Origin of the sequence: Pseudomonas sp. O230 (assembly GCF_045447035.1) — a bacterium.
In the GTDB taxonomy this organism is placed as follows: domain Bacteria; phylum Pseudomonadota; class Gammaproteobacteria; order Pseudomonadales; family Pseudomonadaceae; genus Aquipseudomonas.
The window spans coordinates 24,258-48,515 of record NZ_JBJGXN010000007.1 but is presented as its reverse complement, the minus strand read 5'-3'; the positions used below and the strand labels follow the sequence as shown (position 1 = coordinate 48,515).

Annotated in this window: 28 protein-coding genes; 27 read left to right on the top strand and 1 reads right to left on the bottom strand. The window is 50.1% G+C overall.

What is annotated here, in order from left to right; translation table 11 throughout:
• Window position 1: 1 nt before the first annotated feature.
• The 3 genes from dmeF to ACI77H_RS16075 are packed head-to-tail and all read left to right on the top strand — an operon-like array spanning window position 2 to window position 1,502.
• Window positions 2-928: a CDF family Co(II)/Ni(II) efflux transporter DmeF gene (dmeF, locus tag ACI77H_RS16085; RefSeq protein ID WP_407012745.1), complete on the top strand. Its 927-nt coding sequence runs from the start codon at window positions 2-4 to the stop codon at window positions 926-928.
• A 17-nt stretch (window positions 929-945) separates the two neighbouring features.
• Window positions 946-1,317 carry a hypothetical protein gene (locus ACI77H_RS16080; RefSeq protein ID WP_407012744.1) on the top strand — a complete coding sequence of 124 codons (372 nt, stop codon included), beginning with the start codon at window positions 946-948 and terminating at the stop codon, window positions 1,315-1,317.
• 2 nt (window positions 1,318-1,319) lie between these two features.
• The gene (locus tag ACI77H_RS16075; protein WP_407012743.1) at window positions 1,320-1,502 is read left to right on the top strand and encodes a DUF1289 domain-containing protein; all 183 of its coding nucleotides are present in this window, start codon (window positions 1,320-1,322) and stop codon (window positions 1,500-1,502) included.
• A 406-nt stretch (window positions 1,503-1,908) separates the two neighbouring features.
• On the opposite strand, the gene ACI77H_RS16070 is transcribed toward ACI77H_RS16075, so the two are convergent.
• Window positions 1,909-2,778 carry an SDR family oxidoreductase gene (locus tag ACI77H_RS16070; RefSeq protein ID WP_407012741.1) on the bottom strand — a complete coding sequence of 290 codons (870 nt, stop codon included), beginning with the start codon at window positions 2,776-2,778 and terminating at the stop codon, window positions 1,909-1,911.
• A gap of 108 nt (window positions 2,779-2,886) precedes the next feature.
• Here ACI77H_RS16070 and ACI77H_RS16065 point away from each other — a divergent pair, with 108 nt between their 5' ends.
• The 24 genes from ACI77H_RS16065 (at window position 2,887) to cynR (ending at window position 24,056) form a co-directional block, all read left to right on the top strand.
• Complete coding sequence (locus ACI77H_RS16065) at window positions 2,887-3,828, top strand: LysR family transcriptional regulator (RefSeq protein WP_407012740.1); 942 nt, start codon at window positions 2,887-2,889, stop codon at window positions 3,826-3,828.
• Between the two features lie 514 nt (window positions 3,829-4,342).
• Window positions 4,343-4,714: a LysR family transcriptional regulator gene (locus ACI77H_RS16060; RefSeq protein WP_282483501.1), complete on the top strand. Its 372-nt coding sequence runs from the start codon at window positions 4,343-4,345 to the stop codon at window positions 4,712-4,714.
• Window positions 4,715-4,906: 192 nt separating this feature from the next.
• Complete coding sequence (gene cynS, locus ACI77H_RS16055) at window positions 4,907-5,374, top strand: cyanase (RefSeq protein WP_282483500.1); 468 nt, start codon at window positions 4,907-4,909, stop codon at window positions 5,372-5,374.
• Between the two features lie 98 nt (window positions 5,375-5,472).
• A complete protein-coding gene (locus ACI77H_RS16050; protein WP_214377704.1) occupies window positions 5,473-5,721 on the top strand; it encodes a DUF2790 domain-containing protein in 249 nt (82 codons plus the stop codon).
• A 39-nt stretch (window positions 5,722-5,760) separates the two neighbouring features.
• Window positions 5,761-6,420 (top strand): carbonic anhydrase, encoded by a 660-nt coding sequence (locus ACI77H_RS16045; RefSeq protein ID WP_282483499.1) that lies wholly within the window; start codon window positions 5,761-5,763, stop codon window positions 6,418-6,420.
• A gap of 244 nt (window positions 6,421-6,664) precedes the next feature.
• Window positions 6,665-7,702 (top strand): SLAC1 anion channel family protein, encoded by a 1,038-nt coding sequence (locus tag ACI77H_RS16040; protein ID WP_282483498.1) that lies wholly within the window; start codon window positions 6,665-6,667, stop codon window positions 7,700-7,702.
• 622 nt (window positions 7,703-8,324) lie between these two features.
• Window positions 8,325-8,957: a carbonic anhydrase gene (locus ACI77H_RS16035; protein ID WP_407012738.1), complete on the top strand. Its 633-nt coding sequence runs from the start codon at window positions 8,325-8,327 to the stop codon at window positions 8,955-8,957.
• 115 nt (window positions 8,958-9,072) lie between these two features.
• The gene (locus tag ACI77H_RS16030; protein ID WP_282483496.1) at window positions 9,073-9,549 is read left to right on the top strand and encodes a nuclear transport factor 2 family protein; all 477 of its coding nucleotides are present in this window, start codon (window positions 9,073-9,075) and stop codon (window positions 9,547-9,549) included.
• A 186-nt stretch (window positions 9,550-9,735) separates the two neighbouring features.
• Window positions 9,736-10,203, top strand: coding sequence for a cyanase (cynS, locus tag ACI77H_RS16025; RefSeq protein ID WP_282483495.1), 468 nt, complete (start codon window positions 9,736-9,738; stop codon window positions 10,201-10,203).
• A gap of 151 nt (window positions 10,204-10,354) precedes the next feature.
• Window positions 10,355-11,014 (top strand): carbonic anhydrase, encoded by a 660-nt coding sequence (locus ACI77H_RS16020; RefSeq protein ID WP_282483494.1) that lies wholly within the window; start codon window positions 10,355-10,357, stop codon window positions 11,012-11,014.
• A gap of 55 nt (window positions 11,015-11,069) precedes the next feature.
• Window positions 11,070-12,461: an MFS transporter gene (locus ACI77H_RS16015; protein ID WP_282483493.1), complete on the top strand. Its 1,392-nt coding sequence runs from the start codon at window positions 11,070-11,072 to the stop codon at window positions 12,459-12,461.
• 107 nt (window positions 12,462-12,568) lie between these two features.
• Window positions 12,569-13,618, top strand: coding sequence for an acyl-CoA dehydrogenase family protein (locus tag ACI77H_RS16010; RefSeq protein WP_282483492.1), 1,050 nt, complete (start codon window positions 12,569-12,571; stop codon window positions 13,616-13,618).
• A 258-nt stretch (window positions 13,619-13,876) separates the two neighbouring features.
• Complete coding sequence (locus tag ACI77H_RS16005; RefSeq protein ID WP_407012736.1) at window positions 13,877-14,482, top strand: lecithin retinol acyltransferase family protein; 606 nt, start codon at window positions 13,877-13,879, stop codon at window positions 14,480-14,482.
• 189 nt (window positions 14,483-14,671) lie between these two features.
• Complete coding sequence (locus ACI77H_RS16000; RefSeq protein ID WP_282483490.1) at window positions 14,672-16,513, top strand: ATP-binding protein; 1,842 nt, start codon at window positions 14,672-14,674, stop codon at window positions 16,511-16,513.
• Window positions 16,510-17,160, top strand: coding sequence for a response regulator transcription factor (locus ACI77H_RS15995; RefSeq protein WP_214377722.1), 651 nt, complete (start codon window positions 16,510-16,512; stop codon window positions 17,158-17,160). Before ACI77H_RS16000 ends, ACI77H_RS15995 begins: the two co-directional genes overlap by 4 nt.
• 116 nt (window positions 17,161-17,276) lie before the next feature.
• Window positions 17,277-17,648, top strand: a complete 372-nt coding sequence (locus tag ACI77H_RS15990) for a response regulator transcription factor (RefSeq protein WP_282483489.1) — start codon at window positions 17,277-17,279, stop codon at window positions 17,646-17,648.
• 424 nt (window positions 17,649-18,072) lie between these two features.
• On the top strand, window positions 18,073-19,020 hold the full coding sequence (locus ACI77H_RS15985) for a LysR family transcriptional regulator (RefSeq protein WP_407012735.1): 948 nt from the start codon (window positions 18,073-18,075) through the stop codon (window positions 19,018-19,020).
• Between the two features lie 209 nt (window positions 19,021-19,229).
• Window positions 19,230-19,583: a cyanate hydratase gene (locus ACI77H_RS15980; protein ID WP_282483487.1), complete on the top strand. Its 354-nt coding sequence runs from the start codon at window positions 19,230-19,232 to the stop codon at window positions 19,581-19,583.
• Between the two features lie 206 nt (window positions 19,584-19,789).
• A complete protein-coding gene (locus ACI77H_RS15975) occupies window positions 19,790-20,038 on the top strand; it encodes a DUF2790 domain-containing protein (protein ID WP_407012734.1) in 249 nt (82 codons plus the stop codon).
• A 99-nt stretch (window positions 20,039-20,137) separates the two neighbouring features.
• Window positions 20,138-20,401, top strand: coding sequence for a glutaredoxin 3 (gene grxC / locus ACI77H_RS15970; protein WP_282483604.1), 264 nt, complete (start codon window positions 20,138-20,140; stop codon window positions 20,399-20,401).
• A 64-nt stretch (window positions 20,402-20,465) separates the two neighbouring features.
• Entirely contained in the window at window positions 20,466-21,101 is a 636-nt protein-coding gene (rclC, locus tag ACI77H_RS15965; RefSeq protein WP_407012733.1) for a reactive chlorine resistance membrane protein RclC, read from the top strand.
• A gap of 228 nt (window positions 21,102-21,329) precedes the next feature.
• On the top strand, window positions 21,330-21,572 hold the full coding sequence (locus tag ACI77H_RS15960) for a hypothetical protein (protein ID WP_282483606.1): 243 nt from the start codon (window positions 21,330-21,332) through the stop codon (window positions 21,570-21,572).
• A 33-nt stretch (window positions 21,573-21,605) separates the two neighbouring features.
• Window positions 21,606-22,967: a glutathione-disulfide reductase gene (gorA, locus tag ACI77H_RS15955; protein WP_282483607.1), complete on the top strand. Its 1,362-nt coding sequence runs from the start codon at window positions 21,606-21,608 to the stop codon at window positions 22,965-22,967.
• Window positions 22,968-23,156: 189 nt separating this feature from the next.
• On the top strand, window positions 23,157-24,056 hold the full coding sequence (cynR, locus tag ACI77H_RS15950) for a transcriptional regulator CynR (protein ID WP_282483608.1): 900 nt from the start codon (window positions 23,157-23,159) through the stop codon (window positions 24,054-24,056).
• Window positions 24,057-24,258: the final 202 nt, after the last annotated feature.

The window sequence follows — 24,258 nt, the reverse complement described above, 5'->3', positions numbered from 1 at the left end:
AATGAGCAGTTCCAGTGTCAGTCACATACACCAACACGTCTTCCTTGGGTCTGCCCACGAAGAAAACGCCAAGCGCACCCTGTGGGTGGTGGCCTTGACAGTGGTGATGATGGTTGGCGAAATCACCGCCGGTTACATAACCGGCTCCATGGCGCTACTTGCGGATGGCTTTCACATGGCGACCCATGCTGGCGCCTTGGGTATTGCCGCTGCGGCTTACGGATACGCAAAACGCCACGCCACCAGTCAGCGCTACAGCTTTGGCACGGGCAAAGTGGGCGACCTTGGCGGGTTCGCGTCGGCGCTCATATTGGGCATGGTGTCCCTGGGCATCGGCGTCGAGTCCGTGATGCGCCTGTTGCAGCCAACTGAGGTGCAATTCGGCACTGCAACGTTCATCGCGATTGTTGGTTTGATCGTCAACGTTGTCAGCGCCCTGCTGCTTGGCCACGGTCACAGTCACAGTCACAGTCATGACCACGATCATGGTCGAGCGCATGATCACCACGGCAATGACAACAACCTAAAATCCGCTTACGTGCATGTCATCGCGGATGCCCTGACCTCTGTTCTAGCCATCGTGGCCTTGCTCGCTGGCCGTTATCTAGGATGGGTATGGCTGGACCCGATCATTGGCATTGTCGGCGCTATAGTAATCGCGCGCTGGGCGTGGCTCCTGATGGGTGCTACTTCGGCAGTGCTACTGGATCAAACCGATGAGCACGTCGCCGAGGAAATACGGGAGCTAGTTGAAAAGCCCGGCGACGCAACCATCACCGACCTACACGTTTGGAGGGTAGGACCCGAAGCCCATGCGGCGATCGTCAGTGTCATGGGCCAGTCCTCGACCGACGCCGAAAACATTCGTGAACGTCTCAAGCCTGTTCACGAAGTTAGACACCTGACGGTCGAATTTCGCCCCGTCTGATGCCCAAAGGAATCTCCATGCCTATAGGCAAACGCGAACTCGGGCGCATCGAGCGTCGCTTGGTCACCACGCTGACTGATGCGTGCGAGACCGCCAAATTTGAAATCCAGGGCTTTACTTGGCTGACCCACACCGCTGACTCGAACGCCTTCACAGAAACGCTGACGGTTACCTGGGTGTTCGAAACCCTGGCCGACAAAAAACTCGCCCAAGCTAATTCCAAAGCACGGGTGTTCGAGCTGACCTCCATCGCCCTGCACGAAGCAAAGCTCGACGTTGACGCCTCTGATCGAACAATTCGCTTCGACTCCGAGGAAGAATGTCAAAGGAGCCACGGCGGCGATTGGCAAAAGCGCGTTGTTCAATCACGTATGGCAAAGGGTTGTTGAGGATGGCGAAGGAAATCGAGAACCCATGCATTGCGGTCTGCCAGTTGAGCGGCGATCTGTGCGTGAGCTGCGGACGCAGCAAGGAAGACATCAGGAAATGGAAACGCATGAAGCGGCCTGAAAAAATGGCCGCCGTGCAAAGGGCGAATGTGCGCTTGAAAGGGCTGAAAAGAACAAATGGATAGGCGGATTAGCGTACAGAACTTAAATCTATATTCAGATACGACAGGAAAATCGACCATCGCATCCGAGCAATCGTGATTTTAAAAAAAGCCTGTGTTGGCTTATTTGTTTTCAAAAAACGACCAAAAGCTTACCCGACGCTTCGCTGTCGGAAAGGGACCAGTGAAGTGTGGATAAGTGCCTTGGATGGCATCCAAGGGGTCACGAGTCAAACGTAAGCCATTATATTAATGGAATAAAAATGCTGTCAAGAGAATTCGATATTATTGGCACGATTAATGCTTTATCGCTGGTATCCGCACTCTTTCAAAATCCGTCCGAATGGCTCTTGCCCATCAGAATTCCAGTCGATTATCGAACCAGCTTACCCATTCCTGACGGCATCACTTGTCACGTATATCGAGTCTCCTAGAGATCGAAGGCGCCTTTGAGGATGGCTTCCAAGCCTTTTGGCTTCCGCCCTAAAAGCTCTTCAAGCGTGCTGCTTGTGTCGTTAAAAGCGCCCTTCTCAATGGCAGAAAACCACCCAGTGACGAAGTCTGAAATCATAGGTGGCCAACCTTCTGCTTCTCTAGCAGCAATGAACGTTTCGGCAGATATTGACTGATAAGAAATAGCCTTTCCCGTTAGACGCGACAAGGTTTGAGCAATTTCTTCAAAGGACCAAGCCTGTCCGCTATTCAGTAAATATTCGCGATTTTCATGTCCATCTTGGCTGAGCAAGACAGCCCCTGCTTCAGCTAGCTCATCACTGCTGGTAAGTGCAATGCGACCCTGCCCCGCGGGCGCACTGAAATCTTTCTTGGTTGCATCATCGCCAATGAAAGTCGGCAGCTCATCTGCATAAAGCGGATGCCAGACGATTGTGTAGTCCAGACCCGAACGCTTCAAAAGAGCCTCAGTTGCGATGTCGCTATCGGTAAGGCCTTGGATTGGCGATTGGTCCTGATCTAAACGCTGGATACTCGTATAGATCACGTGACGAACTCCGGCTCTACGCGCGGCATCAATTACATTTTTATGGAGGCTTAAACGGTCGCTGAACACATCTGCGGAGACGAGATAAATCTTGTCCACACCAGAAAAGGCAACCACAAGAGATTTATAGTCGGCGTAATCGCCGTAACGAACCTCAATCCCCATCGAGGTGAGAGATCTTGTCTTGCGAGCATTCCTGGCCAATGCCACGAGACTTGAAGCTGGAGCCTTTTGCGCCAACGATCGCAATACCGCACTACCGAGCCTTCCTGTCGAGCCCGTGACCAGAATTTTCCCCATGAAATTAACCTTTGAATTTTAGTGACCCGAAAAGCCATCACTATGATTACAAAGGCCACACAGAATTAGCCCCCAAAAGGTAGAATCAGCTTCAACCAAAAGTTAGAGATGACTTCAGATATGCTTAGCAATATTGAACTGTTCATACGCGTCGCTGAAGCCGCCAGCTTTTCCGAAGCCGCTAGGCGTATGGGCATCTCCTCCGCGGCAGTGAGTAAAAATATCGCTCGTCTGGAAACGAAGCTGGGCACACGGTTATTCCAGCGCAGCACCCGAAGTCTGACCCTTACAGAAGCAGGTGAAGCGTTTTTCCAAAAGGTCGCTGGAAGCCTCGATACCATTCAGTCAGCCATATCAGAACTCGGTGAGTCACGGGAACTACCTGCTGGTCGATTGCGCGTCAATTTGGCCCCGTCTTTCGCATACGATTACGTCCTGCCCCTCCTGAAAACTTTCAAACAGCGTTACCCCAACGTTGTGCCCGATTGGCACCTGGAGATAAGACGCGTTGATTTGATTGGTGATGGTTTCGATGTAGCAATAGGTGGCGGTATTGAACTGTCGCCTGAGGTTGTAGCTAGGGAGCTGGCCAAGCTTCATTTAGTCGCCGTAGCATCTCCAGAATGGCTGGAAGGAAAGGTTTTGCCCCTAGTGCCAGCAGATTTGCAGGGGCAGGATGGTATCGTCGCACGCTCTACCGATACAGGTCGGCTACGCTCGTGGACGCTACGTAATGCTGCGAAACAGACATTTGACTTAGACCTCAAAGCTAATGCGATCATGAATGATCCAGAGGCGCTGTGCAGCTGCGCTCGGATGGGCTTAGGCGTTGCCTTGGTGCCTCTTGAACGCGCCTGGCCCTGGTTGCAGCGAGGTGAGCTAATTCGACTGCTACCGGATTGGTACGTGGATTTAGGATCAATCTCCGTGTACTACCCTGCAAGAAAAGCACTACCAGCCAAAACCCGAGTATTCATAGAATTTCTCCTAGAGCATTTCCAAGGAAACATCAGTGATCAATTCAGCGCATCCAGCGAATTGAACACGTGACCTCCCCCCCCCTTCCAGCACCTAACTGTTCCCCTCTGGCGCAAGCCAGTCTTCTGTATTTCCTTTTAAGCAAACCTTTTTGCGGGCAAGCTTCCGCCCCTTAACTCCCCGCACACACACATTCCTGAAGCGCTTGATGGATCTTATCCACTGTTGTTCGCCTCCCTCCTCCCTTTCCTAGTCGCTATTTCTACAAATTACTGAGGGTTGGGAACAATTCTAAGCATTTTCTAATACTCCCTCATGACGAATGACATACCTCAGTATTAGTCGACAGCACTGACGCACTAAAAAATGCGGACTTACGTAGAAGTGCAGATTTATGCCAAACATTGCACTCTAGATCCAAGGCAGCATAGAAGATTACTAAGTAGGGATGACAGACATAACTAGCAAGGGCTACTCCCATATGCGCCCCCTACTCAGAAACAGTTCACGACCAGGACGGCTATAAACGTACGGTTAAAATTGCATTGACTACCTAACAACAATTTATCGGCCACGGTGATTAAGAATGACCAGATATGAACTTCGCAAAGTCGACTTTAGTCTTTTGATTATTTTCGAAACTTTGATGCAAGAGCACAGCCTCACTCGCGCTGGTGAGAAACTGTCTATGTGTCAATCAGCTATAAGTGTTGCCGTTAGCCGACTGCGTGAACTTTTCGATGATCCACTCTTTGTTCGATTGGGAAAAACGTTGGAGCCTACTATCAGAGCAACAGAAATACTGCAAAACCTGACGCCAGTTATAGACACCATGGCAGCAGTGTTGCGCAACGCCAACGACTTTGACCCAGAGACCAGTTCACCTGTTTTTAAAACTGGCTTTTCAGGTGACTTGGTTAACGTTGCCTTCAACTCAAGTCACTCATCATTTATGTGAAATAAGAGCACCTTGGCGGACGACACCTTAAACACAAGGTTCTGAACCCTTGAAATGCATCTATAGGAAGGGCTTATGCAGAGCATTGCATATCGGTCTTGGACGCTATCAAGCAAACGGCAGAAGATTGCCACACACAAAACGCAACACCAACTAGCAACTCAAACCTCGTAATCCGATAGGAGAAACACAATGACACAGTCCCACGCTTACAAAGACACCAGCCTCGAACTGACCGCCAAAATCCTGGACGCTAAAGCTCGCAAAAAGCTGTCTTTTGAAGATATGGCAGAAGGCACTGGCCTAGGCCTGGCATACGTCACCGCAGCTCTGCTCGGTCAACACCCGCTTCCTGAAGCCGCAGCAAAAGTGATCGGCGAAAAACTCGATCTGGATGCCGACGCAGTAGCTCGTCTGCAAATCATCCCACTGCGCGGCAGTCTGAATGGCGTTCCGACGGACCCAACAGTTTATCGCTTCTACGAAATGATCCAGATCTATGGCACAACCCTTAAAGCCCTGGTACACGAACAATTCGGCGACGGCATCATCAGCGCGATCAACTTCAAGCTGAATATGAAGAAAGTTGAAGATCCAGAAGGTGGTCATCGTGCAGTAATCACGCTCGACGGTAAGTTCCTGCCACTGCGTCCTTTCTAAGGATACAAATGGAACTGTAATTCGGCCCGCAGCCTTGCGGGCCTGCTTCAAACTTCTTACTCGGGTTCTACTCATCACCAAAAATTGGAGGATTCACCATGAAAAATATTCTGCTTCTCGCATTATCGCTGACAGCCTCTTTTTCGGCATTTGCACAAGATGTAGCCACCACGACTGACGTCGTACATTATAAATATGGTATGCATTTGGATATTGCCAAAGTAATCCACATTACCGAAGCGGCACCTATATGCGCCCCAACACCAGTACAAATGACGTACCAAGACTCTCAAGGGCAAACGCATACGTTGGAATACAGCATCATAGGTGGCGGCTGCACCAATTAATCATAACCTTCAACTCTCCGACTTAGGCAGGATCAAATCATGAAGGCACTAATTGAAGGCTTTTTGAAATTTCAAAATGAAGTTTTTCCACAACGCACTGATTTGTTCAAGCATTTGGCAACGACGCAACACCCAGGTACGCTTTTCATCACTTGCTCCGATAGCCGCGTAGTGCCCGAGCTGCTGACCCAACAAGAACCCGGTGAACTGTTCGTGATCCGAAACGCGGGGAACATCGTGCCGTCCTACAGCCCCCATCCCGGCGGTGTGTCGGCCACGGTAGAATACGCTGTCGCCGTGCTGGGCGTGACCGATATCGTGATCTGCGGCCATTCGGACTGCGGCGCCATGACCGCCGTTGCCAAGTGTAAATGCATGGATCACCTGCCTGCGGTCGCAGGCTGGTTGCAGCATTCGGAATCGGCGAAAGTCATCAATGAGTCGCGGTCTCACGCCGATGATGCGGCTAAAGTCAGCTCGATGGTGCGTGAGAACGTCATTGCCCAACTGGCCAACATCCAGACCCACCCAAGTGTGCGTCTAGCGCAGGAAAAAGGCCTGCTCAATTTGCATGGCTGGGTGTACGACATCGAAACCGGCTCTATAGACGCTCTGGACGCAGACAACCGCACCTTCAAGTCCTTGGTAAATCATCCATCTACCTGTGCTGTGCATGCGCGCACTCTGGCAGTGGCGTGATCCGGAACGTGTTGAGATGTTCATCCGACTAGCAGTTAGCATCTCATCACACCGTTTCACAGCTCTTAACTCGTTACGAAACCGTCGGCTGCTCATAATCTCAACTGACTGACACTCGCTTGAGATCAAAGCTGCTGAGTTTGCAGCTTTTCCAATGCCATCAGTCACCGACTTGGGTTTAGTGGATAGCCGACCGACCAGGGGCAATCCGATTCACTGTTGTCAGCAGAAATGGGGGCGTACTTTGAGTAGTGAAATCCGCATCCCGATTTCGCCAGCCGAAACTATTCAGGCTTACGGCACACCTACGACAGCAACTCGGGAAGGTAAGCTGAGTTATTTGCCAGTGGCGATGTTCGGCGCGGTTATGGGGCTGACCGGTTTATCGTCAGCTTGGAAATTCGCAGACAGCCTCTATGGCTTGCCATCCTGGATTGCTAGTTTTTTCGGAGGTTTGGCGATCCTGGCTTTCCTCCTTGTGGGAATAGGCTATTCGATCAAGGCAGCCACGGGGTTGAAAGCTGTCAAGGCCGAATTCCAACATCCCATCGCTGGCAACCTGTTTGGAACATTATTCATCAGTCTCCTCCTGATTCCGAACCCGGTCTCCATTTACAGCTTATCCGTAGCGCGGTGGATATGGGCAATCGGAACGCTGGGCATGATCCTTTTTGCCTGGGTGATCATTTCTCGTTGGCTCGGAGAGCAACAGCAGACAGAGCACGCTACTCCAGCCTGGATCATTCCCATGGTCGGGTTGATAAACATACCCATAGCAGTACCCACCTTAGAGATCCACGGTCAGAACGAATTATTGATGTTCTCGCTTGCCATCGGGTTCTTCTTCGCTATGCCATTATTCACTTTGATTATGTCGAGATTGATATTCGAAAAGCCTCTAATCCCTTCGCTTCAGCCTTCCCTGATGATTTTAATTGCACCTTTCGCCGTTGGTTTTTCAGCTTACGTAAATGTTGTTGGAGAAATAGATCGATTTGCTACTGCCCTTTATATGCTGACTATTTTTTTTCTATCTGTGATGATTGGTCGCCTACGTTATTTGGCGATCATCTGCCCTTTTCGCCTGTCTTGGTGGTCCGTGAGTTTTCCTCTCGCCTCCGCTTCAGTGTGCACACTGCGCTACGCAGAATACTCCCCCAATCTCTTTACACATTCGGTGGCAATTGCATTGTTGGTAGGCGTGACATTGCTTCTGCTCGCAATGTTTGTAAAGACCATCGCGAACCTTTTGAAAGGCAATTTGAAGCTACTTATTGGTTAATAAGACTGTTATGTCTCCATACCAATAGCAAGCCAAGCATTTAACTTCGCGCACTGACTCTTCCGTAAGCACAACCCCACTTCCGACTCTACGCCAGTGGATTAACCAGCTATTTATAAAAAATAAGTATACCCCGAATGTAATAATGGGTTTCCGTGTCTCCGTTTTTTATTTTCAACACCTTCACATTTCGTAGACTGCAATGTCGATCACGACAGCGCCAGGAATGCGGCGCATTACAGAGTTTCTAAAGCTAAGCGCGTTGGGAATTAACTGACCAACGGACCAAACCAAGTTGGGTCTGCGACCGTAACCAGCTTACGTTATTCAGATTCACACGTTAACGGAGACCCGCCATTACCCCACAACTCAATGAAGCACTTAAAAAAGCACAAACGCTGTGTGAAAACTTGAATAATGTGCGATGCGCTATCGCAACTATTCCACCACACGACACTAATTGAAACTCATTCCATTCAGTAGCACAAACAAATACGAACAGTATATTCATTTCATATAACAGCTCGGCCATTACGCCCTCTTAATATTGGACTACATCCGACACTCACACTAGTCTGTAATAAAAATACGGTTCAGCACACCACCAGAGGGGTAACAGACAATGAAAGCGCTCATCGAAGGTTTCATCAAATTCCAGAAAGAAGTATTTCCACAAAGAACGGATCTTTTTAAATATCTCGCTACCACGCAAACGCCTGAAACGTTATTCATTACGTGTTCTGATAGTCGAGTTATCCCAGAAATGCTCACGCAGCAGGAACCGGGTGAGCTGTTCGTAATACGTAATGCGGGAAATATTGTTCCCTCCTACGGGCCGCAGCCAGGTGGTGTGACAGCTACCGTCGAATACGCCGTTGCGGTGCTCGGAGTGTCCGACATCGTTATTTGTGGGCATTCAGATTGCGGGGCGATGACCGCGGTTTCGAGTGGGAAACCCCTCAACCATTTACCAGCTGTTGCTGCTTGGATGAGCTATGCAGAATCCGCAAAAGTGATCAATTCCGCTCGTACCTTTACATCCGACAAAGATCGCATTTGTTCGATGGTCCGCGAAAATGTCATCGCTCAACTCTCCAACTTACGAACACACCCGAGCGTAAGACTTGCCTTGGAGCAAAAAAAGCTGAACCTGCATGGTTGGGTTTACGACATTGAATCTGGATCAATCGAGGCACTTGATGGCACAACTAATAAATTTGTTTCGCTAGTGGACTTCCCAGAAACAAAAGCCTAAAGACAGATTGAGTGAGAGTAGTTTTTAAAAAGTAACCAACCAAATATTAGAGGCTAATAACTCAACCTTTTGAGTGCATATAATTATCGGACCATTAAGATTTGGAGTGATTATTATGTCTGAATCGGAAACCCGCCCACCGCTTCCGCCGTTTGACCGTGAGTCTGCAACTCTCAAAGTTCGTCTTGCAGAGGATGGTTGGAATAGCCGTAACGCTGAAAAAATTTCGCTGGCTTACACCCCAAGCACGAAATGGCGTAATCGAGTGGACTTTGCAGCAAATCGGGAGGAAGCAGCTGCATTCCTGACTCGAAAATGGAACAAGGAGCTGGAGTATCGGCTCATCAAAGAGTTATGGGCTTTTACTGATAACCGAATCGCGGTGCGGTACGCCTATGAATGGCAAGACGACTCAGGAAATTGGTACCGCTCATATGGAAATGAAAACTGGGAGTTCGCAGACGATGGACTTATGGCTCATCGTTTTGCCTGCGTAAATGACATGCCAATCAAAGAGTCTGAGCGAAAATTTCGATGGCCATTAGGTAGGCGGCCAGACGAACACCCAAGTCTTTCCGATTTAGGCCTTTGAATTTAAACAGGTTTTAGTAGCTGAACATGTGTTCTATTTCTCACAACACTTATCTATAGGGAGGACTTATCCAATGGATTGCAAATGGGTCTTGGACGCTATCTGCGGTTCAGACGATGATTGTTTCACAGCAAAGCGACACCAACTCTTCACTATTAACCATACGAAATTGATCGGAGAAATACCATGGTCCAGTCCCACGCTTACAAAGATTCCAGCCTTGCCCTGACTACTGAAATTCTCGATGCCAAGGCCCGTAAAAACTTGTCATGGCAGGATATGGCCGACGGCACTGGCCTCGGCTTGGCATATGTCACGGCCGCCCTGCTTGGCCAACATCCTCTGCCCGAAAGTGCCGCTAAAGTTGTCGGTGAAAAGCTAGACCTGGATGCTGATGCGGTAGCCGCCCTGCAAATCATCCCGTTGCGCGGCAGCTTGAATGGCGTACCTACAGATCCGACGATCTATCGCTTCTACGAAATGATCCAGATCTACGGCACGACCCTAAAAGCCCTGGTTCACGAACAATTCGGTGACGGAATTATTAGCGCGATTAACTTCAAACTTGATATGAAGAAAGTTGAAGACCCAGAAGGCGGTCATCGTGCAGTAATCACCCTTGACGGTAAGTTCCTGCCACTGCGCCCTTTCTAAAAGCGCAACTCTCCCCTGGCATTCGGCCCGTATCCTATGCGGGCCTGTTTTAAACACTAATTAATCAATCTTAAATATCACCATTTCTAATTAGAGGATTCGTCTTGAGCCGAGTAATCATTCACTCCTCCACTTTTTACAGGATCAAATCATGAAAGCTCTTATTGATGGTCTTTTGAAATTTCAAAAGGAAGTGTTTCCACAAAGGACTGATTTGTTCAAGCATCTGGCCAAAACACAGAATCCAGGCACTTTGTTCATCAGTTGCTCTGACAGCCGTGTCGTACCTGAATTGCTTATGCAGCAGGAGCCCGGTGAGCTGTTCGTCATTCGCAACGCAGGCAACATTGTACCGTCCTACAGCCCGCAATCTGGTGGGGTATCAGCCACGATCGAATACGCCGTTGCTGTGTTGGGTGTGACCGATATCGTGATCTGCGGACACTCGGATTGCGGCGCCATGACAGCCGTTGCCAAGTGCAAATGCATGGACCATCTGCCTGCCGTCGCTGGCTGGCTACAACATGCCGAGTCGGCGAAAGTCATCAACGAATCTCGGCCTCACGCCAGTGAAGCAGCCAAGGTCAGTTCGATGGTTCGTGAGAACGTTATTGCCCAACTGGCCAACATCCAGACCCACCCAAGCGTACGTTTGGCTAACGAAAAGGGCCTACTGAATTTGCATGGCTGGGTGTACGACATCGAAACCGGATCGATAGACGCTCTGGATTCCGACAACCGCAGCTTCAAATCATTGGTAAAGCACCCTACTACCTGTGCTGTGCATGCGCGCGCTCAAGCCGCGGCATGAACTACTCTCAAATTTGAGGCACACCCAGGCACCAAACTTAGATATAGGAGCCAGCATGTCCAGAGAAACAACAATGGGTGCGGAAAGTGTCCTCCCTACCGCCGATGGGTTGCCTGAAAACGCTCGCCGACTTGCCGTATTTTCCCTCGCCATAGGTGTTGCCATGGCATCCCTTGACACGGCGATAGCCAACGTAGCTTTGCCAGCAATTGCTGAGCAATTAAACACAACACCCGCGTCATCAGTTTGGATCATCAACGTCTACCAATTGGCGATGGTAGCGACGCTATTACCGTTCGCTGCCCTTGGTGAAATCATCTGCTATCGCAGAGTTCTTCTTTTTGGACTTCTTTTATTCACGATTGCTTCCTTAGGCTGCGCACTTGCCTGGTCATTGCCATCACTGGTCACCGCTCGTCTTCTCCAAGGGGTCGGAGCTAGTGCCGTTATGGGCGTGAATACCGCCATGCTGAAAGCCATCTATCCAACAAAAATGTTGGGGCGAGGCTATGGGACCAACGCTCTCGTGGTCGCCGTCGCTTTTGCGATAGGGCCGACCATGTCATCTCTTATTTTGTCAGTCGCCAGTTGGCCATGGCTCTTCGCAATTAACGTCCCGCTTGGCCTGGTTGCATTTTTCCTCGGCCGTAAAGTACTGCCTGCCACTCACCGTGCAACGCACAAATTCGATGGATTAACCGCCCTTTACAACGTAGTGGCATTCAGTCTGTTGATATTGCTTTTCGGGGACGCGGCGCATCAAGCCAACGTTACAACGCTGCTGTTGGAGTTGGTTGGCGCAGCATTGTTTTTCGCGTTGTTACTGCATCGGCAGGCAGACCATAAAGCGCCAATGCTGCCAATCGACTTACTACGCCGCCCCATGTTCGCACTTTCAGTCGTAACGTCTGTCTGCACCTTCGCGGCTCAGGGACTAGCATTTGTTGCTCTGCCTTTTTACTTCTTTTCCACACTTGGTCGATCACCCGTTGAAACAGGATTTCTGATGACTCCTTGGGCAGTGATGGTCGCAATCATGGCCCCTATTGCTGGCAGATTGAGCGATCACTATTCACCTGGTGCTTTAGGAGGAATCGGCCTTGCGATATTGGCTGCTGGATTACTCGCCTTGGTGCTGATGCCTGATGCCCCGTCCACGATCAATATCAGTTGGCGCATGGCTATGTGCGGGGTTGGATTTGGTTTTTTCCAAGCGCCTAACCTCAAAGGTTTTATGGGTAGCGCTCCACCTCAACGTGCTGGTAGCGCTAGTGGGATGGTTGCTACTTCTCGGCTCATCGGACAATCCACCGGGGCGGCTTTGGTTGCCTACTGCTTCATGTTGTCGAGCGAACACGGAGCAATATTTGCACTGTGGGCTGCTGCTGCATTTGCGGGAGCCGCAAGCGTCGCAAGTTTCGGGCGGGTGGTCGCTGTACGAACTTGATCAACGATCGCTGTCATCGCACGATGAGCCCCATGGATAGGTCTGACGGGGGGCAAATATTTTACGCCTCATAAGTAGAACGCAGTGTGTGTTCTCGGAGAATACAAATGCTCGACCTGGCATTAAGCCAATGGCTGGACACGCACGCAGAGGGACTAGACTCAGGATCCTGTGATCCACAAAAAGTTTTGTCACAACTGGCGAAAGCCAACGTTTTACGTGTTGGAATCAGTCCTTTTTTAGGCGGTAGCGGTAAAAACTTGGCCGACGCGGTAGAAATTTTAGCCGCTGTAGCCAGCCATTCACTGACGGCAGCTTTTGTCCTTTGGGGTCAGCGCACATTCATCGAATATGTTCTGCAAAGCTCAAATTTTGCATTGCGCGAAAGGTTATTACCGTTCCTGCTCGATGGAAAACTGGCAGGTGCAACTGGCCTTTCCAATGCCATCAAATATCTGTCGGGGATTGAAGCTCTGCAAGTGCAAGGAAGCGCAACCGAAGCGGGCTGGGTCTTGAATGGAGGACTTCACTGGGTAACAAATTTGCGCAGAAGTGGATTCGTTGTTGCTGCGGCTGTAGAGAATACGCAAGGTGGTACGCCCTTCATTTTAGCTATTCCGGGCTCAACTACGGGCCTTCAGCGTTCAGAAGATTTGCAGTTGATGGGATTGCAATCCAGCAACACAGCTGCCCTAGATTTTGTACAGGCCGAGGTAGGGAGCGACTGGCTGCTGCATGAAGATGCGCACGCTTTTCTGCAATCAGCGCGACCAGCATTTCTCGGTTTGCAGTGTGGCATGTCCATTGGACTAGCCAGACGATCATTGCAGGAAGTGGAGGAACATTTGCAGCACGACCGCTCGATTCTATTAGAAACCTTGCTGAACCAACGCTGGCAATTGGAAGGGATGGTTAGCGAACTTAAACGTGGGTTACTGAACGGGCGTTTTCGGGAACAGCCCGCAGCTTTATTTTGCTTACGGATATCCTTTGCTGAGGCAGCTGCTAACGCTGTGCAATTGGAACTACAAGCGAGCGGTGGCAAAGCCTATCTGGATGAATATGGGATCGGATTCGCCCGACGTTGGCGTGAATCGGCGTTCATACCAGTTGTTACTCCGACGCTTGTCCAGCTTCGCGCTCAGCTGCAACGATAGCGAAGGTGAGTTGTTCCCCGATCGTCGCGTATTCTGATAAATCAGCAACGGACGTGCTGATATGCCGGTGGCAAGCAGGGGTGCTTCCTCAACCTTGATAAGTCAGACACCGCTGCCGATCCACACCAAAATCTCACTGATGCCATACCGAAGTATTAGGTCCGTATATTTTCTGACTACCTAGATAAGCCCTATGCACGAATGTGTTTCCGGCCCCTGGAAGATATTCTTTTTCCTAAGGTTTCGGAGGATTTCGTCATGAACATGCTGATTACGAACATCGCCAAAAGACTGTCATCGCTGAGGTATCTCACGTTCTTCAGATCTGCTCTGATTGACGTGAGCCTTGTGTCTTGCCTGAACAGCGAATCCCTCGGAACAGAATTGCATATCAGCGATTCCGATAACGGTGCCTCACAAAACAACGGAAGCGCTGATGCGAGCGTTAGATTGATCGGCCAAGACATCGACTGGTTGCCAGCAGGATCGCACCTTGTCAGTCCACGTAAATTCTATGTGCATCATGGAATTTATCTTGGAAACGGCAAGGTCGCACACTATTCAGGACTGAGCGGATCACTGAGAGCGGGTCCTATTGAAGTCACCGACCTAGAACGATTTGCCAATGGTAGGTCCGCTTGGGTCTATCAGGAACAAACGGCTTTCACAAACGATGAAATCGTCGTGCGTGCACGCTCCAGGATTGGCGAGTCGCAGTACAAAATCTTCTCCAACAATTGTGAGCACTTCTGCAACTGGTGTATTACGGGTACCAGCCATAGCGCTCAAGTCGCTGAGTTCCTCCATTTCCCTTTCCGGCTGATAGGTCAGGTTTACGCTCAGGAACCTTGTCTGATCGCATAGCATAAGAATTGAATTCCACTCCAAACGAGGACTCTTTCGACCCACTGAATTATGACGATCAAAACGGCTATTTTATTGCGAACTGGCGCGCTTTTACGCCGGCGAACGGTTTTGCCTGCCGCAGTTTTACCGACTAAAATTGAGTTTATTGTCGGTGTCGAATTGCAGACCTAGCAGGCCAACTGATTTATGAAAATCATGACGGAACCGAAGGTAATTACTGAAACGTCCTCACGCACCCTTCTTTCTTCTTTGCAGCTTCAACGCTTAGGCGCAATAGCGCTTTCAAGCACCATATTCGTCGTCGACCTTGCCAGCTCAATCCATGTCGCCATAGCGGTGCTCTACGTGGCGGTGATTCTGATTTCCGTCAATATATTCCCCAAAAAGGGCGTTATCCTCGTTTCTCTTTTTTGCATCGGGTTGACGCTGATTGCATTTGTTTCACAACATGGTCTGGATTTTTATGACGATAGTTCTGCGCGACTTTTGGTCAGCCTTTCAGCGATTGGCATCACGACTCTTCTAGCTCTCAAAAACAAAGCGTTCAGTGATGAATTGCAGGAACAGGTGCGATTGCTTGCGCAAACGCATGACGCGATCATCGTACGCGACATGAACCACATCATCTCTACGTGGAGTGCCGGCGCCGAAACTCTTTACGGCTGGTCTAGAGAGCAAGCCATAGGTCAAGATTTCCGCGCCCTCTTGGCACCCCAGATAACGACATCCTGGGACGAGATGATGACCTCGTTGCTAGAAACGGGTCACTGGGAAGGAGAGGTAATCGAGCACTGTCGAGATGGGGCGTGCGTGACGGTTGTAAGCCGATGTTCGTTATCACGCGGAGACAATAACGAGCCCATAGCAATTCTTGCGACCCATAACGATATATCCGCGCGAAAGCAGGCAATAGACGCCCTGAAACGCAGCGAAGCGTTCCTTGCAGGAGCACAGTGGCTCAGTCGAACAGGAAGCATTGGCCTCAAAATCCCAAGCGGTGAAATGTACTGGTCGGACGAAGCGCGGCGCATATTTGAATTCGATATCGACGAGCAACCAATGCTGACCAGCGTCTTGAATCGAACCCATCCAGATGACCTCCATCTGGTTAAAGACGCGATCAAGCATGCATACCAAAAAGAATCCCGGATCAACGCGGAGTACCGACTTTTGATGGCCGACGGACGCGTCAAGCATCTGCAAATGCTAGCGCAGTTAATGGAAGATGGACGCGACGATTTCGAATATATCGGTGCGCTGATGGACGTCACTGACGCCAAAACTTCAGAGGAAGCACTGCATCGATCACAAGCCGAATTGGCTCACGTCACTCGGGTTGCCACCCTCGGAGAGCTTGCTGCATCCATCGCCCATGAGGTCAATCAGCCATTGGCCGCCGTCACGACCAATGGTACCGCCGGGTTGCGGTGGTTGAATCGAGACGTGCCTGACATAGGCGAGGTGCGCGGCGCGATTGAACGCATGGTGAGTGAAACTAATAGGGCAAGCGAAGTCATACGCCGTATCCGTGCAATGTCCCGGAAAGCACAGCCACAAAACGTTACGCTCAATTTTATTGAAATCATTGATGAGTCCGTAGCCCTGGTCGAGAGAGAACTCAAACGGAACAAAATTGTGCTAGACCTTAGCTATCTCAACGAGGCTGCCGAAGTCGACGGCGACCGAGTACAGTTACAGCAGGTCATCATCAATTTACTGATGAATGGCATGCAGGCAATGATCAACGCCAAAACAAAAAATCGAACCTTACGGTTGAGCCTAAAAAACTCAGCAATGGGCGAGGTGCTCGTTGAGATTAAGGACAGTGGCCCGGGAATTACGTCGGATCAAATGTCGAAATTGTTTGAAGCCTTCTACACCACCAAGGCCGAAGGTATGGGAATGGGACTCTCGATTTGCAAATCAATTATCGAAGCTCACGGTGGGCGCATATGGGCCACGTCTGATCACGGAGAAGGCGCGACATTCTATTTGTCCCTACCAGTTACCCAGAAGGAGCACGTGTGAGCCAAGATACTGCGTCCGAAACGCCAACTGACAATGGGCCCATCGTTTTCGTGGTTGATGACGAAGAGGCTGTACGCGTCGCACTGAGCAGCCTTTTTCGCTCAACGGACGTTCGAGTGGAAACCTTCGCCACCGCGGCAGAGTTCCTGCTGCGACCAGATCCGCAAGCTCCATGTTGCCTGGTGCTTGATGTACGCCTTCAGGGATCCAGTGGATTGGATTTTCAACGGCAATTGCTCGATGCGAATAATAATGTGCCCATCATCTTCATCACAGGACATGGCGACATCGCCATGACCGTCAAAGCGATGAAGGCCGGCGCGGTGGATTTTCTTGTCAAACCCTTCCGCGATCAGGATCTTCTGGATGCGGTGTCAGCAGCGCTCAGAACCGATGCGAAACGTAGGGAAATCGACAAACAGGATTCCGAGATGAATGCGTGCTACAGGTCTTTGACCCCTCGTGAGCGAGAGGTAATGGCATACGCGGTTAAGGGGTTAATGAACAAACAAATTGCGAGCGAGATTTGTTTGAGTGAAGTGACCGTGAAAATTCATCGTGGCCACGCGATGAAAAAGATGCAGGCGAAATCCTTTGCAGACCTGGTTCGGATGGCGGAAGCGTTAGGAATTGGCGTGAAACGCTGAGCTTAGTAATACCTGTGTGTTATTTCCTTAAATGGAATACGTCCCTAAAGTGGTAGCAGACGAGGAGTGCAGTTCGTACTCAATTTTGCTACCGGCCGGATTTAGGGTGATACCCAGTGAATAAAACCCCCATGATTTCCATTGTCGACGACGACAAATCTGGTCGCATAGCGTTGAGTAGTCTTGTGCGCTCGATGGGCTATGAGTCCTGCCTCTTCTCCTGTGCCGAAGATTTTCTTGCCTCCGCTGAACGCAGCGAGACTGACTGCTTGATCACTGATTTTCAGATGCCTGGAATGACCGGTCTGGATCTCCAGGGAAAGCTGGCCAGCGACGGACAGAATATTCCAATCATCTTCATCACCGCTTACCCTGAAGAGTCCGTGCGCAATCGTGCAACCGCGGCTGGAGCCGTATCCTTCCTTAGCAAGCCATTTGATGGCCAAGTGATCATTGACTGCATTGAGCAGATTTTCACTAGAGAATGAGCGATCTGATCTCGCACCAGTCCTATCCCTCCTCCCATTCCCATCACCTTGTTGACCCTATTTCCTCAACTCCCTTCTCCCCCTTTACCCGCAGTACCTAACGTAAACGTTGAAACACCCACCACCCTCATGACATTTTCACCACCCTCGTACACATACTTCTGTATTAGCTACTACCACTCAGGCGCTAAAAATTTCGATCTTATGTAGAAGTGTTTAAAAACACCGGAAGCCCTATTCTACATTCAAGCCATCGAACAAAGCGCTTCAGACTAAAACTAGAAATTCAGAAACTTCAGTTTTAGTTTGGGCCTACTTACTGCTCAATGACTCAACAGCATCGAGCGCCAGTTATCAGTATTTAAAAGGCTCTGCTGCATTAATTTTTCGCATGTTGAGGCTCATAGCCCAAACGGTGATGATGATGAACAGGAATGATCTTCGCAAAATCGACTTCAGCCTTCTGATCGTATTCGAAACTTTGATGCACGAACGCAATCTTACCCGCGCCGGAGAAAAACTGTTTCTCGGGCAGCCGTCCATCAGTGCTTCTCTGAATCGGCTTCGTCAATATTTCAATGACCCGCTTTTTATCCGCATGGGTAGATCGATGGAGCCGACGAGCCGAGCCTTTGAAATTCTTCAAAGCATCACTCCCGCATTGGACAACATGGTCGTCGCGCTCAGCCACGTCAGCGAGTTTGATCCCATGACCAGCAATGCTGTGTTCCGGATTGGCCTTTCGGATGATGTTGAATATTCGTTGCTGCCAGGGATGCTGCGTCAACTGCGCATGGAGGCTCCAGGAGTGACCTTTGTGGTACGCCGTACCGATCACTCGATGATGTCCGATCAACTATCCACTGGAGAAGTATCGCTTGGTGTATGTCACAGCCGCGAACTTCCGGCCAACGCAAAACGAAAATTTCTTCGTAGTATCTACCCGACTGTACTGAGTTCCCGTTCGATCTCTGGGACCTTCGACTTAGACGAGTACTGCAATCGCCCACACGTTTCTGTCTCTCTCAATGGCGAATTGACCGACACTATAGACCGGACGTTGAACACTATGGGTCGGCAGCGCCAGGTAGTGTTGGCTGTTCCCCAATACAGTGCCCTTAAGACACTTCTTGAAGACTCGGACATGATTGCAGTCGTACCGGAGTACGTTGCGTCAGCCATGACAAAGCAAGGCGGATTACGGATGGATCCGGTTCCAATGAGTATTCCTGCACTTGAGCTGTCGCTGGCCTGGAGTGGAACCCTGGACAACGACCCGGGAGAGCGCTGGCTCCGTTCCCGAGTCTGCCATCACCTCTCTGATAGAAGTGGCTCGGTCAGCGAAATAAGCGTTCGAAAAGCAGCTGCATAATGACTCGTAAATAATTAAGCATCTCATAATGAACTACGCACATACATTTCCATTAGTAATATTGACCTGAAGCACGCCCATAGGCAGGACCAATACTACGGATAGCATATCGATCTTGGACGTTATTGGCACACTGGATGATGATTGGCAAACACCTGAGCGATGCTTATTAACGATACCGATCAAAAGACTTTATTGGAGTTAACGTAATGAAACAATCTAGCGTTTACAACGAAGTTAGCATCGCTCTGATCACCGAAATCCTCCACGCCAAAGCCAGCAAAAGGCTGTCTTGGCAAGATTTAGCGGATGGCACTGGACTGGGCTTGGCTTACGTGACAGCGGCATTACTAGGTCAGCAACCCCTGCCCGAAAAGGCGGCCAAGTTGATTGGCGAGAAATTAGAGCTGGATACAGAAATGGTTGCTCTCCTGCAAGTCATTCCTCTAAGCGGACGCCTTATTGGAGTACCCCGTGAGCCACACATCAACCGCCTCGACGAGACGATCCAGATTTGCTGCTGCACGCTTAAAGCTCTCGCTGACGAACATGTGGCGGCCTGATTAAATCGACAAACTTTAAAGTTAATACGATGCATGTATAAGGCAGTCGGTGTAGCTTGAATACATTTGACTGTAAGCCTCCATCTAAAAACTGAATTTCTTAGACTGTAATTGTTTATGCGTTTCCACCCTGTGTATCTCCAGGGCTAACTTAGTTCTTCGAAAAATCTATTAACAGTATGCCCATATAATTGGAGATTATTCTCATGAAAAAAATTCTGTTTCTCGCCATGATTTCTACCGCCTCACTGTCGGCTTACGCACAACAAGCCACTGCATCACCTACTGTTGTTCCTTACAGTTATGGAATGTACCTAGACATCTCTAAGGTGGTGAACATTTCCCCGATAGCGGATGTTTGCGGCCCTACCTTGGCAGAAATAACCTACAAAGACTCTGAAGGCAAAATTCATATTCTTGGATATAGCGTAATGGGTACCGACTGCTCCAACTAAGAGCCGATTATCACTACCAGGCGTTATTGTCCGCCATGTGCCATGAATGCCGACTCTATTTAACCGCAGTTCAATTCACACACTATTGGAGTTAAAAATATGCTTACTGTCACCATGTACGCTACCGCCACCTGCCCCTATTGCCAAGCAGCAAGACGCTTGTTTGCCAAAAAAGGAATCCAGTTCAATGAGATTGAAGTGACGTCAGTAGAAAAACGAGTTGAGATGATCAACCGCAGCGGACGCCGGACGGTACCGCAGATTTTCTTTGGTAACTGGCACGTCGGGGGATACGACGATCTGGCTCAACTAGAGGAGGAAAGCGGACTGAATGAGGCGCTCAACTCGCGCGTTGCGTGTTGAGACACCTCAGTAACCAATCGTTTGAACTCCATCTAAACTTACATTCCACCAAAGGATTTTAGCCATGAGTTACCAGTCCTCACTACAATCGGCGCTTCAGAAAGCCAGCAAGCTTGATAGCTTGGGCGTTCACCTGATTCGGATCGCTGTTGCCATCATATTCATTTGGATTGGGGCGTTGAAATTTGCCCCGTACGAAGCGGATAGCATTACACCATTTGTGGCTAACAGCCCGGTTATGTCGTTCGTCTATGAACATCCGACCGAATACAAAGACCACCTGACTCACGAAGGTCAACTCGACCCTGCGAAACGCGCATGGCAGACGCAGAACCACACCTACGCGTTTTCAGACGGCCTTGGTACCGTTGAAATTCTCATCGGCCTAATGGTCCTCACCTACGCCTTCTCACGCCGGTTGGGCATGGTGGGTGCAATACTCGCTTTCCTAACACCTCTAGTAACGCTGTCGTTTTTGATCACAACTCCCGAGGCTTGGGTGTCGAATATTGGTGATGCTCAATATGGTTTTCCTTACCTATCCGGTGGAGGGAGGCTGGTGCTCAAAGATGTATTGATGCTTGCAGGAGCGGTAGTAATGATCGCGGATTCGGCACGTCAGCTCTTGCAACCAACTACCCAGATCAGCAGATGCCTTGCGTCAAAAGAGCCGACGCAACAATGGATAGGCTTGCCATAACAAGGTGCTCTGGCAAGCCCCGGGCACGCCGTTGGTCGATAGACGAACTCTCGTGCCTGTTTTGCAAATCGGTGGGGCCGCAAGTTCCGGCCCTTGCGGGATTATTTCATTCAACTGAATGGAGTCATCAGATTTTTGCTCCTTCTCATAAACCAATTAGAAGGGGAAACTGAAGGGATGTTCTCATTCGAGACTTCCCTCAGAGTTCTCCGTTCTAGGAGTTCCGAAATGCTCGACAAAACGTTCCGTAACTGCACAGATTTGGATGCCGATAAATCCGGCCTCCCTATGCGCGAGCACGAAAGTAGTTTTTTGCTACCGCAAATGATGATGATCCATGGCATGCCGTCTGGAGTTTCGTGGCAACAAACGAACTGCTATCAGGTCATGCATAACGCTGAGCCCTCGCACTTTTTCAATCGGCTTATGCACGTACTGAAGCGCCGTATCGCCCCTAAACACTTTTCATAATCTAGCGATGTATAACCCCATCAGGGAACTAAGATGACTTACGACTTCGATCTGTTTGTTATTGGTGCTGGCTCGGGCGGCGTACGGGCGGCTCGGTTTTCCGCGGACTTTGGCGCCAAAGTGGCGGTTGCTGAAAGCCGCTACCTAGGCGGTACTTGCGTAAACGTGGGGTGCGTACCGAAAAAGCTGCTCGTGTACGGTGCCCACTTTTCAGACGATTTTGAACAGGCTAAGGGCTTTGGTTGGAGTACCGGAGAAGCGCAGTTCGACTGGGAAACTCTTATTGCTAACAAGAATCGTGAGATAGAAAGACTCAACGGCGTATATCGCAAGCTGCTGAGTAACAGCGGTGTCACTCTATTCGAAGGTCACGCGCGGCTCACTGATGCCCATCATGTGGAAGTCAACGGTAAGCGCTATAGCGCCAAGCAAATTTTGATTGCAACTGGTGGTTGGCCGCAGATACCCGATATCCCTGGGCGTGAGCATGCGATCACGTCCAATGAGGCATTCTTTCTGAAACGGCTGCCTAAGCGGGTACTGGTTGTTGGTGGAGGTTACATCGCCGTTGAATTCGCTGGCATTTTCAATGGCCTGGGCTCCGATACACGACTGCTGTACCGCGGTGACCTGTTCTTACGAGGGTTCGATCAAGCGGTCCGAACTCATTTGGCTGAAGAACTGACCAAAAACGGTGTGCAGCTGGAATTCAAAACGAATATCGTCCAGATCGCCAAACAGCCAGACGGAAGCCTCCTCGCGACGCTTGAAGACGGTCGTCAGTTGGAGACAGACAGTATTTTTTACGCCACAGGTCGACGGCCAATGCTCGACAATTTGGGGCTGGAAAACACCTTTGTAGAGCTTAACGATGCAGGCTATATCTCGGTTAACGAAAATTTCGAAACACGTGAGCCTTCAATCCTGGCACTTGGCGATGTGATTGGTGGTGTCCAGTTGACGCCGGTTGCAACGGCGGAGGGATCAGCAATCGCTCGACGCTTGTTTAAACCTGAGCAGTATCGTCCCGTCGACTACCGGCACATCCCGACCGCGGTTTTCAGCCAGCCGAGCATTGGTACCGTTGGCCTTACCCAAGAGCAGGCGATAGCGGAAGGTTTCAGGGTGACCATCTTCGAAAGCCGCTTCCGTCCAATGAAATTGACCCTGACCGAGTCTTCCGAAAAGACGCTCATGAAATTGGTAGTCGACGCTCGTACCGATAAGGTATTGGGGGTCCACATGGTTGGCCCTGACGCCGGTGAAATTATTCAAGGTTTAGCGATCGCGCTCAAAGCAGGAGCAACCAAGCGCCTATTCGATGAAACCATAGGCGTGCATCCTACCTCAGCTGAGGAGTTCGTCACGTTACGTACACCGGTCATGGTTTCTTAAGAGTCAGGTTTGGATGCCCACCTTTAGGTCTTCTAATCACGATGCCGTGGGTCGGCTGATTAGCTCGGATCGCATCTCTAAAGGTTCGCAGGATGGATCCTAAATTGATGCGCTCGGCCATAACGACCTCACAGCGCCCTAGTCGATTACACTGCTGGCTATCTACCTCACCTACGAGTGGTTCATGCGATGCTGCTAAGACATTTACGCTATCTGTTAGCGGTCGCTGATAACGGCGGCTTCACGCGGGCGGCCGAGGTTCTCCACGTTTCTCAACCTACTCTTTCGCAACAGATCCGCCAGTTAGAAGAAACGCTCGGCGTTGTGCTATTTGATCGTACCTCGCGAACAGTTACGCCTACAGATGCTGGCCAGGCGTATATCGAATGTGCCCGCCGCGTGCTCGTAGAATTAGCAGCAGGCAAGCGGGCGCTTCACGATGTGAAGGACCTGTCGCGCGGTACTCTAAGACTGGCCATGACCCCGACTTTCATGGCGTATCTAGTGGGGCCAATTGTCCGTGATTACACAGCTAGATTTCCCAATATCCATCTAGAAATTTTCGAGCTGTCTATGGACGACATTGAAATGGGGCTTGCTGATGACTCACTGGATATCGCCATCGCTTTTGATCATTTTAGAAATCCTGACCTGGAATCAATTCCAGCATTTGTCGAAACGTTGGCGCTGATGGTCGGGCGTGAGCACCCGTTGTACGACTGCCGGAAAGCATTAACAACTGAACAGGTTGCCGAATTGGATTTTGCATTATTGACTCCAGATTTCGCTACCCGGGTATGTATTGATGAGTATTTCACTAAAGCAAAGATCACCCCCAAAGTGGTGATTGAGGTGAACTCAGTAAACACACTACTGGAGGTCATTCGTCACACTGGCGTTGCCACTATCCTTCCAGAGCCCATCGCCACGCAAGATCGGGCACTGCACAAGCTAGAGATGAAAGACAAGGCGCCTCAACGTGGAGCATCGTTGCTAAGACGCAAAAATAATTATCACAATGCGGCGTCGGTGGCTTTCGTCGAATTAGTGCAGGAGACCATAGGTAAAAAAGGTCAAAAGGGGGTCTGATGGTCCGCATCAGAGGCCAGAGAACATCAGCATCTTACATATGGCCCCGACGGATTCATGAGGGGACCCAGCGGCAACCCAGCACTGGAATTTTCCGGCAATGCCGGGTATTGCAACCAAGGCTCACTGCCTAGCCAAGGCCGAAGAAAGCCGCTTCTGCTTTGTACGTTGGATCTATCTCGTTGCAACCCACGTCATCCCC